General features: G+C 70.4%; 5 protein-coding genes, 1 tRNA gene and 1 rRNA gene. 1 reads left to right on the top strand and 6 read right to left on the bottom strand.

Features of this window, described 5'->3' with window-relative positions; translation table 11 throughout:
- Positions 1 to 129 precede the first annotated feature (129 nt).
- The 3 genes from ACF1BE_RS08650 to ACF1BE_RS08640 all read right to left on the bottom strand — a co-directional run bounded on the left by ACF1BE_RS08650 (position 130) and on the right by ACF1BE_RS08640 (position 9,488).
- Entirely contained in the window at positions 130 to 2,910 is a 2,781-nt protein-coding gene (locus ACF1BE_RS08650; RefSeq protein WP_392198245.1) for a DNA translocase FtsK, read from the bottom strand.
- A 124-nt stretch (positions 2,911 to 3,034) separates the two neighbouring features.
- Complete coding sequence (locus tag ACF1BE_RS08645; RefSeq protein ID WP_392198244.1) at positions 3,035 to 3,715, bottom strand: two-component system response regulator; 681 nt, start codon at positions 3,713 to 3,715, stop codon at positions 3,035 to 3,037.
- 313 nt (positions 3,716 to 4,028) lie between these two features.
- Positions 4,029 to 9,488, bottom strand: coding sequence for a HAMP domain-containing protein (locus tag ACF1BE_RS08640; RefSeq protein WP_392198243.1), 5,460 nt, complete (start codon positions 9,486 to 9,488; stop codon positions 4,029 to 4,031).
- Positions 9,489 to 9,904: 416 nt separating this feature from the next.
- Here ACF1BE_RS08640 and ACF1BE_RS08635 point away from each other — a divergent pair, with 416 nt between their 5' ends.
- On the top strand, positions 9,905 to 12,655 hold the full coding sequence (locus ACF1BE_RS08635) for a SpoIIE family protein phosphatase (RefSeq protein ID WP_392198242.1): 2,751 nt from the start codon (positions 9,905 to 9,907) through the stop codon (positions 12,653 to 12,655).
- Between the two features lie 44 nt (positions 12,656 to 12,699).
- Here ACF1BE_RS08635 and ACF1BE_RS08630 read toward each other — a convergent pair.
- The 3 genes from ACF1BE_RS08630 to rrf all read right to left on the bottom strand — a co-directional run.
- Positions 12,700 to 12,775, bottom strand: a tRNA-Thr gene (locus ACF1BE_RS08630).
- A gap of 84 nt (positions 12,776 to 12,859) precedes the next feature.
- On the bottom strand, positions 12,860 to 13,522 hold the full coding sequence (locus ACF1BE_RS08625) for a DegT/DnrJ/EryC1/StrS family aminotransferase (protein WP_392198570.1): 663 nt from the start codon (positions 13,520 to 13,522) through the stop codon (positions 12,860 to 12,862).
- A 115-nt stretch (positions 13,523 to 13,637) separates the two neighbouring features.
- Positions 13,638 to 13,742 (bottom strand): 5S ribosomal RNA (gene rrf, locus ACF1BE_RS08620); the annotation flags it as partial.

Raw genomic sequence — 13,742 nt, 5'->3', positions numbered from 1 at the left:
AGGCCTACCTGTCCTCTCGCTCAACTGGACGTACGACTGAGGGAAACGGTTGCTCACCGTTGTCTAACGGGTGGGTCACGGGGGTCCGGCCGGTCGGCGTAACCCACGCCCGCCGGACGGCCCTTCGCGCTACCCCTCACTCTCCCCGCGTATCACCGCGAGCACGCCGTCCAGTTCGTCGGGTTTCACGAGAACGTCACGCGCCTTGGAGCCCTCGCTCGGTCCCACGATGCTGCGGGACTCCATGAGGTCCATCAGCCGCCCGGCCTTGGCGAATCCGACGCGCAGCTTGCGCTGGAGCATGGAAGTCGACCCGAACTGGGTGGAGACGACCAGTTCGGCGGCCTGGCACAGCAGGTCGAGGTCGTCGCCGATGTCCTCGTCGATCTCCTTCTTCTGCTTGCTGCCGACGGTGACGTCGTCCCGGAAGACGGGCGCCATCTGGTCCTTGCAGTGCTGGACGACGACCGCGACCTCCTCCTCGGTCACGAACGCGCCCTGCATACGGGTCGGCTTGTTCGCGCCCATCGGCAGGAACAGGCCGTCGCCCTTGCCGATCAGTTTCTCGGCGCCCGGCTGGTCGAGGATGACCCGGGAGTCGGCGAGCGAGGAGGTGGCGAAGGCCAGCCGGGAGGGAACGTTGGCCTTGATCAGACCGGTGACCACGTCCACCGACGGGCGCTGGGTGGCGAGCACGAGGTGGATGCCGGCCGCGCGCGCGAGCTGCGTGATGCGCACGATGGCGTCCTCGACGTCCCGCGGGGCGACCATCATCAGGTCGGCCAACTCGTCCACGATCACCAGCAGGTACGGGTACGGCTGCAGCTCCCGCTCGCTGCCCTCGGGCGGCTTGACCTTGCCCTCGCGCACCGCGCGGTTGAAGTCGTCGATGTGCCGGTATCCGTAGGCGGCCAGGTCGTCGTACCTGAGGTCCATCTCGCGGACGACCCACTGGAGGGCCTCGGCGGCCCGCTTGGGGTTCGTGATGATCGGCGTGATCAGATGCGGGATGCCCTCGTAGGCGGTCAGTTCGACGCGCTTGGGGTCGACGAGGATCATCCGGACGTCTTCCGGGGTCGCCCGCATCATGACCGAGGTGATCAGGCAGTTGATGCAGGACGACTTGCCGGAACCGGTCGCGCCGGCGACCAGCATGTGCGGCATCTTCGCCAGCGAGTGCATGACGTACCCGCCCTCGACGTCCTTGCCGAAGGCGACCAGCATCGGGTCGTCGTCCTCGGCGGATTCCGCGAGACGCAGGACGTCACCGAGGTTGACCATCTCCCGGTCGGTGTTCGGGATCTCGATGCCGACCGCGGACTTGCCGGGGATCGGGCTGATGATCCGCACGTCGGGACTGGCCACCGCGTAGGCGATGTTCTTGGTGAGCGCGGTGATCCGCTCGACCTTCACGGCGGGGCCCAGCTCGACCTCGTAGCGGGTGACCGTCGGCCCGCGGGTGAAGCCGGTCACGGCCGCGTCGACCTTGAACTCCATGAACACCTGGGTGAGCGAGGCGACGACGGCGTCGTTGGCCGCGCTGCGCGCCTTGCCGGGGCCGCCGCGCCGGAGCAGGTCCAGGGAGGGCAGCGCGTAGGTGATGTCACCGGCCAGCTGGAGCTGCTCCGCGCGCGCGGGCAGTTCCCGGGGCACCTCGGGGGCCTTCTTGGTGAGGTCCGGTACGGGCCCGGACGCGACCCGCTCCTGCTTCGGCCGGGGCGCCGGGGCGGGTACGGACGACGACGCGGGCGCCGGTGTCCGCACCGGAGAGCCGGCGGGCGCCGGCGTGGGCACCGGGGCGGTGTCCTCACGCCGGTCCGCGCCCACCCCCTGTGTGAGGTCGGCGACGAGCGGGGACGGCGGCATGCCGTGCAGCACGGCACCGTCGAGCGCGGCGGCGGCGGCCGCGGCGACGTCCACGGCGTCCGGATGCCGCTGCGGATCCGGCTGGGGCACGGCGGAGCGCCGGGGACGCCCGCGGCGCTGCGCGACGGCCTCCTCCTCCACCCCGCCCGGGTCGTACGCCCGGGGGGCGCGCGAGCGTCCGCGCGGACGCGCCGGCGGCGCCTCGCGCCACTGCTCGTCGTAGTGCTCGCCGTAGTACGCGCCGTCCTCGACGAACTCGTCGTCCTCGTGGTCGGGCAGCAGCCCCAGGCTCACGCCGAGCGCCCGCAGCCGCTGCGGGACGGCGTTGACCGGAGTGGCGGTCACCACCAGCAGCCCGAAGACCGTCAGCAGCACCAGCAGGGGTACGGCGAGCACCTCGGTCATGGTGTACGTCAGCGGGGTGGCCGCCGCCCAGCCGATGAGGCCGCCGGCGTCCCTTATGGCCTGCATGCCGGCGCTGCGCGCGGGCGCGCCGCAGGCGATGTGGACCTGGCCGAGCACACCGACGACGAGTGCCGACAGGCCGATCACGATCCGGCCGTTGGCCTCCGGCTTCTCCGGATGCCGGACGAACCGTACGGCGATCACCGCGAGCAGTATCGGCACCAGCAGGTCGAGCCGCCCGAAGGCGCCGGTGACGAGCATCTCCACCAGGTCGCCGACGGGCCCCTTCAGGTCGGCCCAGGTGCCGGCCGCGACGATCAGGGCGATGCCGAACAGCAGCAGGGCGACGCCGTCCTTGCGGTGGGCCGGGTCGAGGTTCTTCGCACCCTGCCCTATGCCGCGGAAGACGGCGCCGAAGGCGTGCGCGAGGCCGAGCCAGAGGGCGCGCACGAGCCGGTAGAGACCGCCGGTGGGGCTGGGAGCCGGCCTCGGCGGCACGGCCTTCCTCGCCGCCGGCTTCCTGGCGGGCGCCTTCCTGGCCGCGGCCTTCTTCACGGCGGCCTTCTTCACCGCAGCCTTCGCGGGAGCTGCCACCTTCTTCGCGGGCTGCTTCTTGGCTGCGGACGGACGTGAGGCCATGGGTGTGAGGTTACCGGGGGAGACGACGGCGGACACGTGTGCCCACAGCTTCACCCGTTCGTGTCGTGCCTGTGGAGGACCGGAACTGACGCCCGCTCACCGGCAAGTCAGGGCCCGGCGCGCGTCAGTTCTGGGACGGCAGGGAGGCGCCGCTGCCCGTGCCCGGCTCCAGGGCGTCGAGCGCGCGGCGCAAACCGGTGAGCTTGCGCTCCAGATGGGCCGCCGTGGCGACGGCCGCCGCGTCGGCGGAGTCGTCGTCCAGCTGCTTGGACAGCGCCTCGGCCTGCTCCTCGACGGCCGCGAGCCGTGCGGACAGCTCGGCGAGCAGCCCGGCCGACTCCCGGCCGGCGACCGCGCCCTTGCCGCCGCCGCCCTCCAACTGGAGGCGCAGCAGCGCCGCCTGCTCACGCAGCTGGCAGTTCTTCATGTACAGCTCGACGAAGACCGAGACCTTCGCGCGCAGCACCCACGGGTCGAAGGGCTTGGAGATGTAGTCCACCGCGCCCGCCGCGTAACCCCGGAAGGTGTGGTGCGGGCCGTGGTTGATCGCCGTGAGGAAGATGATCGGGATGTCACGGGTCCGCTCACGCCGCTTGATGTGCGCCGCCGTCTCGAACCCGTCCATGCCCGGCATCTGGACATCCAGCAGAATGACCGCGAAATCGTCCGTGAGCAGCGCTTTGAGCGCTTCCTCCCCGCTCGATGCCCGCACCAGCGTCTGATCGAGCGCAGAGAGGATGGCCTCCAGCGCCAGCAGATTCTCCGGCCGGTCATCGACCAGGAGGATCTTGGCCTTCTGCACCATGGCCCGCCCTCCTCGCCCCGGCGGTACGCCGGGCGCCGCCCCAGGGGACGACTCCCTTTCGCCGCCCGTCCTTGTGCCGGTCATCGTAGCCGCACCCCGTCTGTCGCCACACCCTGTCACCGTGATGTCACTGTGCACGTAGAGGAAACGCGGCGGGCCTCCGGAGGGTTCCCGGAATCCCGCATTCCCGCGTGTTCCCCGCCTTCATGATGCAACAACCTCCGACGCCCTCCCGACGTTCCCGCGAGTTCACGCCACACCCGGCCGCACCGCCCGCCCCACAGCGTCCCCGCCGCACCGCGGCCCGCCGCACTCACTCCGGGCTCATCCACTGGCGCATCACCGACAGCAGGTGGTCGGGGTCGACCGGCTTGGTGACGTAGTCGGAGGCACCCGACTCGATCGCCTTCTCCCGGTCGCCCTTCATCGCCTTCGCCGTCAGCGCGATGATCGGCAGCCCCGCGAACTGCGGCATCCTGCGGATCGCCGTGGTCGTTGCATACCCGTCCATCTCCGGCATCATGATGTCCATCAGCACGACCGCCACATCGTCGTGCTGCTCCAGCACCTCGATGCCTTCACGGCCGTTCTCGGCGTAGAGCACCGACAGACCGTGCTGCTCCAGGACGCTGGTCAGCGCGAACACGTTGCGGATGTCGTCGTCGACGATCAGCACCTTCTCCCCGCCGAACCGCACCGCGCGGCCCGGCTGCGACGTGCCCTCCTGCTCCGGCGCCACCGCCCACTGCCCGGTGCGCTGCCCCTCCTCCGGCAGGCTGCGCCGGCGGCGCCGGAACAGGGCCGCGGGACCGTTCTGCGTCTCCCGGTACGACTTCACCTCGGCCGGCGTCTCGATCTCCGCGGCCGACAGCTCCAGGGACCGGCGCGCCTCGGACGCGACCAGGTCACCGGCCTCGAGCGCGGCCACGGGCTGCTGGTAGCCCTGCGGCGGCAGCTCGCTCGGGTGCAGCGGCAGGTACAGCGTGAACGTCGAGCCGCGGCCCGGTTCGCTCTGCGCGTGGATCTCACCGCCGAGCAGCTGGGCGATCTCCCGCGAGATCGACAGCCCCAGCCCGGTCCCGCCGTACTTGCGGCTCGTCGTGCCGTCCGCCTGCTTGAACGCCTCGAAGATCACCCGCATCTTGCTGGCCGCGATGCCGATACCCGTGTCGGTCACCGAGAACGCGATCAGCTCACCCTCGGGATCGACCAGTGAACCGGCCTCCAGCAACTGCTCCCGGATGGACTGCGGGACCCCGGCGCCGGCGGGCCGGATCACCAGCTCCACCGACCCGGAGTCGGTGAACTTCACCGCGTTGGACAACAGGTTCCGCAGCACCTGGAGCAGCCGCTGCTCGTCGGTGTGCAGGGTGGCGGGCAGCTCCGGGGAGACCCGTACCGACAGGTCCAGGCCCTTCTCCGCGGTCAGCGGCCGGAAGGTGGCCTCCACGTAGTCCACGAGCTGCACGAGCGCGATGCGCGTCGGGGAGACGTCCATCTTGCCCGCCTCCACCTTCGACAGGTCGAGGATGTCGTTGATCAGCTGCAGCAGGTCGGAACCCGCGCCGTGGATCGTCTCGGCGAACTCCACCTGCTTCGGCGACAGGTTCCCCTCGGCGTTGTCGGCGAGCAGCTTGGCCAGGATCAGCAGCGAGTTGAGCGGCGTGCGCAGCTCGTGCGACATGTTGGCGAGGAACTCGCTCTTGTAGCGCATCGACACCGCGAGCTGCTCGGCACGCTCCTCAAGGACCTGCCGGGCCTCCTCGATCTCGGTGTTCTTCACCTCGATGTCCCGGTTCTGCCGGGCCAGCAGCTCGGCCTTCTCCTCCAGTTCGGCGTTGGAGGCCTGGAGCGCCTTCTGCCGGTTCTCCAGCTCGGCCGACCGCTCCCGCAGCTGCTCGGTCAGCTCCTGCGACTGCTTGAGCAGCTTCTCGGTCTTGGTGTTGACCGAGATGGTGTTCACGCTGGTCGCGATCATCTCGGCGATCTGGTTGAGGAAGTCCTTCTGGATCTGCGTGAACGGCGTGAAGGACGCCAGCTCGATCACGCCGAGCACCTCGCCCTCGAACAGCACCGGCAGCACGATCACCTGCGCGGGCGGGGCCTCGCCGAGCCCGGAGGCGATCTTCAGGTAGCCGCTGGGCGCCCTGTCCACCAGGATCGTGCGCTTCTCCTCGGCGGCCGTGCCGATCAGCGCCTCACCGGGCCGGAACGACGTCGGCATGGAGCCCATCGAGTAGCCGTACGAGCCCAGCATCCGCAGCTCGTAGCCGTCCTCGCCGCCGCCGGTGGCCCTGCCCTCCATCAGCGGCATCGCCAGGAAGAACGCCCCGTGCTGCGCGGACACCACCGGCGTCAGCTCGCTCATGATCAGGGAGGCCACGTCCTCCAGGTCCCGGCGGCCCTGCATGAGGGCGGAGATGCGGGCCAGGTTGCCCTTCAGCCAGTCCTGTTCCTTGTTGGCGATCGTGGTGTCGCGCAGGTTGGCGATCATCTTGTTGATGTAGTCCTGGAGCTCCTGGATCTCACCGGACGCGTCCACGTCGATCTTCAGGTTGAGATCGCCGCGGGTCACCGCGGTCGCCACGCGCGCGATGGCACGCACCTGACGGGTCAGGTTCCCGGCCATCTCGTTCACCGACTCGGTGAGGTCCCGCCAGGTGCCGTCGACGTCGCGCACCCGTGCCTGGCCGCCGAGCTGCCCCTCGGTGCCCACCTCGCGGGCCACCCGCGTGACCTCCTCGGCGAAGCTGGACAACTGGTCGACCATCGTGTTGATCGTCGTCTTCAGCTCCAGGATCTCACCGCGCGCGTCGATGTCGATCTTCTTCGTCAGGTCACCCTTGGCGATGGCGGTGGTCACCATGGCGATGTTGCGGACCTGACCGGTCAGGTTGGACGCCATCTGGTTCACCGACTCGGTGAGGTCCTTCCAGGTGCCGGCCACCCCGGGCACGTGCGCCTGGCCGCCCAGGATGCCGTCCGTGCCCACCTCACGGGCCACCTTGGTGACCTGGTCCGCGAACGAACTCAGCGTCTTGACCATCGTGTTGATGGTGTCGGCGAGCTGCGCGACCTCACCGCTGGCCTCGATCGTCACCTGCCGCGTCAGGTCACCGTTGGCGACCGCCGCGGCCACCTGGGAGATGTTCCGCACCTGCATGGTCAGGTTGTTGGCCATCAGGTTGACGTTGTTGCTGAGGTCCTTCCAGATACCGGTGACACCCGGCACGTGCGCCTGCCCGCCCAGGATGCCCTCGGTGCCCACCTCGCGGGCCACCCGCGTCACCTGCTCGGCGAAGCTGGACAGCTGGTCGACCATCGTGTTGACCGTCGTGACCAGCTCGAGGATCTCGCCCTTGGCGTCGACCGTGATCTTCTTCGACAGGTCGCCCTTCGCGACCGCCGTGGTGACCTCGGCGATGTTGCGCACCTGGATGGTCAGGTTGTTCGCCATGAAGTTGACCGACTGCGTGAGGTCCTTCCAGGTGCCGGAGACGCCCTGGACCTCGGCCTGCCCGCCGAGCATGCCCTCCGTGCCCACCTCGCGGGCCACCCGCGTGACCTCCTGGGCGAACGACGACAGCTGGTCCACCATCGTGTTCAGCGTGTTCTTCAGCTCCAGGATCTCGCCGCGCGCGTCCACGGTGATCTTCTGGGACAGGTCACCGCGCGCCACCGCCGTCGCGACCTGCGCGATGTTGCGCACCTGCGCGGTGAGGTTGCCGGCCATGCCGTTCACGGAGTCGGTCAGGTCCCGCCACACACCGGCGACCCCGGGCACCTGCGCCTGCCCGCCGAGGCGGCCCTCCGTACCCACGTCACGCGCGACCCGGGTCACCTGGTCGGCGAAGGCGGACAGCTGGTCCACCATCGTGTTGATCGTGTTCTTCAGTTCGAGGATCTCGCCACGCGCGTCGACGTCGATCTTCTGGGACAGGTCACCGCGCGCCACCGCCGTCGTCACCTGGGCGATCTGGCGCACCTGCGAGGTCAGGTTGCCCGCCATGAAGTTGACGGAGTCCGTCAGCTCCTTCCACGTGCCGGAGACGCCGTCCACCCGGGCCTGACCGCCCAGCCGGCCCTCGGTGCCCACGTCCCGGGCCATCCGCGTGACCTGGTCGGCGAACGAGGACAGCTGGTCCACCATCGTGTTCACGGTGTTCTTCAACTGGAGCATCTCGCCGGACACGTCCACGGTGACCTTCTGCGACAGGTCGCCGTTGGCCACCGCCGTGGTCACCTGGGCGATGTTGCGCACCTGCCCGGTGAGGTTGCGGAACGCGGTGTTGACGGAGTCCGTCAGGTCCTTCCACGTCCCGGCCGCCCCCGGCACCTGCGCCTGGCCGCCCAGCTCACCCTCGACGCCGATCTCCCGCGCGACCCGCGTCACCTCGGCACCGAACGAGGAAAGCTGGTCCACCATGCCGTTGACGGTGTTCTTCAGCTCCAGCATCTCGCCTGCCACGTCCACGGTGACCTTCTGCGACAGGTCACCGCTGGCCACCGCGGTCGTCACGGCGGCGATGTCCCGCACCTGCGTGGTCAGGTTCCGGAACACCGTGTTGACGGAGTCCGTCAGGTCCTTCCACGTCCCGGCCGCGCCCGGCACGTTCGCCTGCCCGCCGAGCCGCCCCTCCGCGCCGACCTCGTTCGCCACGCGCGTGACCTCGTCCGCGAAGATCCGCAGCGTCTCGGTCATCTGGTTGATCGTCTCGGCGAGCTGCGCGACCTCGCCGCGCGCCGGAACCGTCACCTTCTGCGACAGGTCACCACTGGCCACAGCCGTGGTGACCTGCGAGATCCCGCGCACCTGCGCGGTCAGGTTGCCCGCCATCGTGTTGACGGAGTCGGTCAGCTCCTTCCACACACCGGCCACCTCGGGCACCCGCGCCTGGCCGCCCAGGATGCCCTCGGTGCCCACCTCCCGGGCCACCCGCGTGACCTCGGAGGAGAAGGACGAGAGCTGGTCCACCATCGTGTTGACGGTGTTCTTCAGCTCCAGCATCTCGCCGGCGACATGGACGGTCACCTTGCGCGACAGATCACCCCGGGCGACCGCCGTGGTCACCAGCGCGATGTCCCGCACCTGGGCCGTCAGCCGGTACGCCATGGTGTTGACGGACTCCGTCAGGTCCTTCCACGAACCCGACATCCCGCGCAGCTGGGCCTGCCCACCGAGCTTGCCCTCGGTACCGACCTCGCTGGCCACCCGCGTGACCTCGTCCGTGAACGTCGACAGCTGGTCGACCAGGTTGTTGACGGTACGGCCGACCTTCAGGAACTCACCGCGCAGCGGATGCCCGGTGCCACCGTCCGGCCCCTGCGTCCGCAGTTCCATGCGGGGCGAGAGATCACCCTCGGCGACCGCCGTGAGCACCCGGCTGACCTCCGACACGGGCCAGACGAGATCGTCCACCAGCGCGTTGGAGTTGTCGACGGCCGCCGCCCAGGAACCCTCGCAGGCCCCCGTCTCCAGCCGTTCCGTGAGTTTTCCCTCACGCCCGACCATGCGCCGCACCCGCGACAACTCGCCGGTGAGGTGCAGATTCCGGTCCGCCACCTCGTTGAAGACGGCCGCGATCTCCGACATCACGCCGTCTCCGGACACCGTGAGCCGCTTGCGGAAGTTCCCGTCCCGCATCGACACGAGCGCCGCCAGCAGCCGGTTCAGGGCCGCCGTGTCCACCTCGGTGGTCGCGCCGCTCCTGCCCAGGGATGGTCCGCCCTTCGCGCGCGTCCTCGTACCCCGCGTCGCCGCGCCAGACTCCACTGTGTCCCTCCCGGAGGGGTAGACCGCTACTGCTGTGCCCGGCCCGCTTCTGCCCGGGTGCCGTCATCGGCATCCCGGGCACGTCGGCGTACCGGTTACTACTGCGTGTTCCTGCCAGTTCCGCCCAGACGGGATCCGGCCTCACCAGGGGCTGCTGCCCGCCCGCACGGAACGCACGCAGCCCGACCCGACCTCCATCGAAGCCTGCCCAGTGTTTCACCCCGGCCGAACCAGGCCATAACAGTTCGGCAGCTTCGCACATCGTCCGCACACCGTGGGGGGTGAACACCGCCGACCGGCATCCGCTCGGACCGCGAAGGTAAGTAACCTTGCAAGCGGCTGTCCAGCCGCACCGGTCCGACCGGCCTGGGCGGTGGCACGAGCACGAGCGGGCATCGGAGGGGCGGCCGCAGACCATGACCACCGGAGTGATCCCCGGGGGACAGCCCCCGGAGCCACAACCGACGGGCGAGCTGATGCCGCAGCAGCGGCACGAGCCGGCCGGCCCCGCAGCCCTGCCCTCCGACGACCGGCCGAGGAGTTCTGTGATCACCGCGCGCGCGGCTGCCAGTTTCGAGCCCGTCGGGCGATCGGTCGCGACCGCCCGGTCCTTCGTCCGCGACACCCTCCAGGGCTGGGGGTTCACCGACATCGTCGACGACGCCGTGGTCCTGACCAGCGAGCTGGTGACCAACGCGGTCGTCCACGCGGGCACGCACGCGGAGGTGCTCTGCCTGCGCACCGAGGACGGCGTGCGCATCGAGGTCGCCGACCGGTACCCGGAGCGCGAGGTCCCCCTCCAGAACAGCGCCGCCGTCATGGGCAGCCCCGAACGCGAGGGCGGCCGCGGCCTCCAGCTGTGCGCGGCCCTGGCCACCCGCTGGGGCGTGGACTACACCCCCACCCACAAGAAGGTCTGGTTCCAGCTCGACCTGCCCGCACGGATGGTGGGCACCCGCGCCGCCGGCCCCGCCCTGCCCGCCGACCTGCTCCCGCTGGCCGACGGGCGGGTCCGTGTCGCGGTCCTCCAGGTCGACCGCAAGGGCAGCATCAGCGCCTGGAACGAGGACGCCGAGGAACTGTTCGGCTTCCCCGCGGCCGAGGTCGTCGGCAAGCCCCTCACCGAGCTGGCCGCCTGGCCGCACACCCCGGGCACCGGCACCGGCATCGCCGAGGCCTTCCAGCTCTCCCGCTGGGAGGGCAGCTACGGCATCCGCGGCGCCGACGGCCGCGTGGCCCAGGTGTACGCCTCCCATCTTCGGGTGCGCGACACCGGCGGCGAGCCGTCCACCGTCTGTCTGCTGGTCCGGGACCACGAGCGCGCCGTCCTGCAGACGCCGTCCCGCGTCCCGGCCACCGACCAGACCTCGTCCGGCGACGGACCGAACACCGACCCCTTCGAGGTGTTCATCGGCTCCCCCGCCCCCGACGACCTCGACGGTCTGCTCCAGCGCACGGTGGAGCGCGCCCGGGACATGCTCGACGGCGACTCCGCGTTCCTGCTGCTCGCCACCGACGACGAGACGGAGCTGGAGGTCCGCGCCTCCACCGGCCTGCCCTCCGCCCGCCAGCGCTTCGCGCGGGTGCCCGTCGACGCGGGCCCGGGCCGCTACGGCTCCGCGCGCATGCCCGCCGTCCACGACGACCTCGCCGCCGTCCCCGGCGCCGTCCCGCTGCTCGCCGGCACCGGCATGCGCTCGGTCGTCACCGTCCCGCTGAAGGTCGAGGGCCGCCTGACCGGCTCCCTCGGCGTCGCGGCGGAGGCACCCGGCCGCTACACCAACGAAGAGGCGCTGCGCCTCCAGTTCGCCGCCGACCGCATCGCCCTGGCCGTCGAGTCGGCCCGCCTGGGCGAGCTGGAACGGCTGCGCCGCGGCTCCCTGAGCTTCCTGGTCGAGGCCTCCGACCTGCTCGCCGGCACCCTGGACCGGGACCAGACGCTGGCCCTGATGGCGCAGATGACCGTCCCCACCCTGGCCACGTGGTGCGCGGTGTACACCATCGCCGACCAGGCGTCGGAGCCGTACCTGTCGTACGTCCTGCACGAGGACGAGGAACTCATCGACGGCATCAAGTCGCTGCTGTCGAAGGTCTCCCCGCCGGACCCGGTGCCCACGCCCGGTGCCCGCATCTGGACGACCCCGGGCGAGGTGGCCCACCAGGCGGCACTGCGCAGCTCCATGCGCAGCCTGGGACTGACCGGCGGTTCCACGCACCAGTTCTCCTCCGGTATCGGTCCCACGCTCGCGACGGCCTCCGCGGTCGGCGGAGAGACGGTCGTGCTGCCGCTCGTCGCCCGCAACCGCGTCATCGGCATGCTGACCCTCGGCAAGCCCACCGACGAGCACTTCCGCCAGGAGATCCTGGAGCTGGCCGAGGACCTGAGCCGCCGGGCCGCCCTCGCCCTGGACAACGCCCGCCTGTACTCGGAGCGTACGGCCATCAGCCAGGCACTCCAGCGAAGCCTGCTCCCGCCGGGCCTGCCGCACATCGACAACGTCGAGGTGGAGGTCATCTACCGCGCGGCCGGCGAGGGCAACGAGGTCGGCGGCGACTTCTACGACCTCTTCCCCATCGGCGACGGCGCGTACGGCTTCGCCATCGGCGACGTCTGCGGTACGGGCCCGAACGCGGCGGCGGTCACCGGCCTGGCCCGGCACGCCCTGCGTCTGCTGGCCCGGGAGGGCCTGTCGGGGCCGGCGGTCCTGGAGCGCCTGAACTCCGCGATCCTCGACGAGGGCGACCGCAGCCGCTTCCTGACCCTGCTCTACGGCGAGCTGCGCCCGCAGCAGGACGGCAGCGCCGAACTGAAGGTGGTCTGCGCCGGCCACCCCCTGCCGCTGCGGCTGCGTCAGGACGGCACGGTCGTGGCGGCGGCCGAGCCGCAGCCACTGCTGGGCGTCATAGAGGATCTGGAGCTGTACGAGGAGACGGTCACCCTCGAGCCCGGTGACGTGCTGCTCTGCGTCACGGACGGCGTCACCGAACGCCGGGAGGGCACCCGCATGCTGGGCGACGACGGTCTCGCCGACGTCCTGACGACGTGCACGGGCCTGACGGCCGGGGCGGTCGCGGCACGCATCATGCGCGCGGTGGAACGCTTCGCCTCGGACGCCCCTTCGGACGACATGGCGATCCTGACGATGCGGATCCCGGAAATCCTCTAGGAGGCATGAGAAAGGCCCCACCCGGAAGGGTGGGGCCTTTTCATTGGAGCCCCCAAACGGAATCGAACCGTTGACCTTCTCCTTACCATGGAGACGCTCTACCGACTGAGCTATAGGGGCCGGTCGCTTTCGAGGTTTCCCTCGCGGCGACGAAGAAACTGTACCCCGGACAGGCCCGAGTTCCCAAATGCGTTCGGTGCCTGTTCAGAAGGCGGGCTGGAGCAGTCCGCCGAGGGCGTTGCAGGCGGAGACGATCCGCTGCATCTCACGCTTCGTCAGCGAGGCGTCCACCGGCAGGGCGAGCGTCTCGTCGGCGGCCAGCTCGGTCTCGGGCAGGGACACGCACCGGCGGAACTCCGGCAGTCGATGCACCGGCGTCTTCACCGGCACCCGGCAGCCGACTCCCTTGACCCGGAGGGCGCGTGCGAAGGCGTCCCGGTCGGGCCGGCCGTTGCCCGGCACCCGTACGACGTACTGCTGGTAGGTGTGCCCGTCCCCGCCGTCCGGCGTCCGTACGCCCTTCAGTCTGGCGTCGAGATAGCCGGCCCGCTCCCTGCGCTGCGCCGTCTCGTCGTACGGCGCCTCGGACTCGGCGTGTTCCAGCACGAGGAGCCGGTGCCGCTGTCCGAGCGCGTGCAACCGCCTCATGTCGGCGCGCCGTCCGAAGCGGTGTACGGCAACGACGGCCGCGGTACGGGGGGTTATGGCCGCGTCGACGGCTTCCGGGGCGACGCAGTAGGTCACCGGGTCTATGTCGGCGAACACCGGGAGCGCGCCGGCCAGGATCACGGCCTCAGCCACCTCGGCGTTCCCGAAGGCCGGTACGACGACCTCGTCACCGGCTCCGACGCCGGCGGCCCTGAGCAGTGCAGCAGTTCCCATGTGCTGGATGCTCGGCGCGCAACGTGAACGACACGTTACGCACAACAGAAAAAGGCCGGACCCTGAACCGAAGTTCAGGATCCGACCTTTCTGAAAAATTGTTCGGCGGTGTCCTACTCTCCCACAGGGTCCCCCCTGCAGTACCATCGGCGCTGTGAGGCTTAGCTTCCGGGTTCGGTATGTAACCGGGCGTTTCCCTCACGCT

The sequence above is a fragment of the Streptomyces sp. NPDC014991 genome (assembly GCF_043080665.1).
Classification (GTDB): Bacteria; Actinomycetota; Actinomycetes; order Streptomycetales; family Streptomycetaceae; genus Streptomyces.
This window is presented reverse-complemented; position numbering and strand designations above follow the sequence as displayed.

What these genes read in the sequence shown, in the direction of transcription:
- ACF1BE_RS08635 (WP_392198242.1), top strand. Translation starts at nt 9,905, where the DNA reads ATGACCACCGGAGTGATCCCCGGGGGACAGCCCCCGGAGCCACAACCG.
- ACF1BE_RS08650 (WP_392198245.1), bottom strand. Translation starts at nt 2,910, where the DNA reads ATGGCCTCACGTCCGTCCGCAGCCAAGAAGCAGCCCGCGAAGAAGGTG.
- ACF1BE_RS08645 (WP_392198244.1), bottom strand. Translation starts at nt 3,715, where the DNA reads ATGGTGCAGAAGGCCAAGATCCTCCTGGTCGATGACCGGCCGGAGAAT.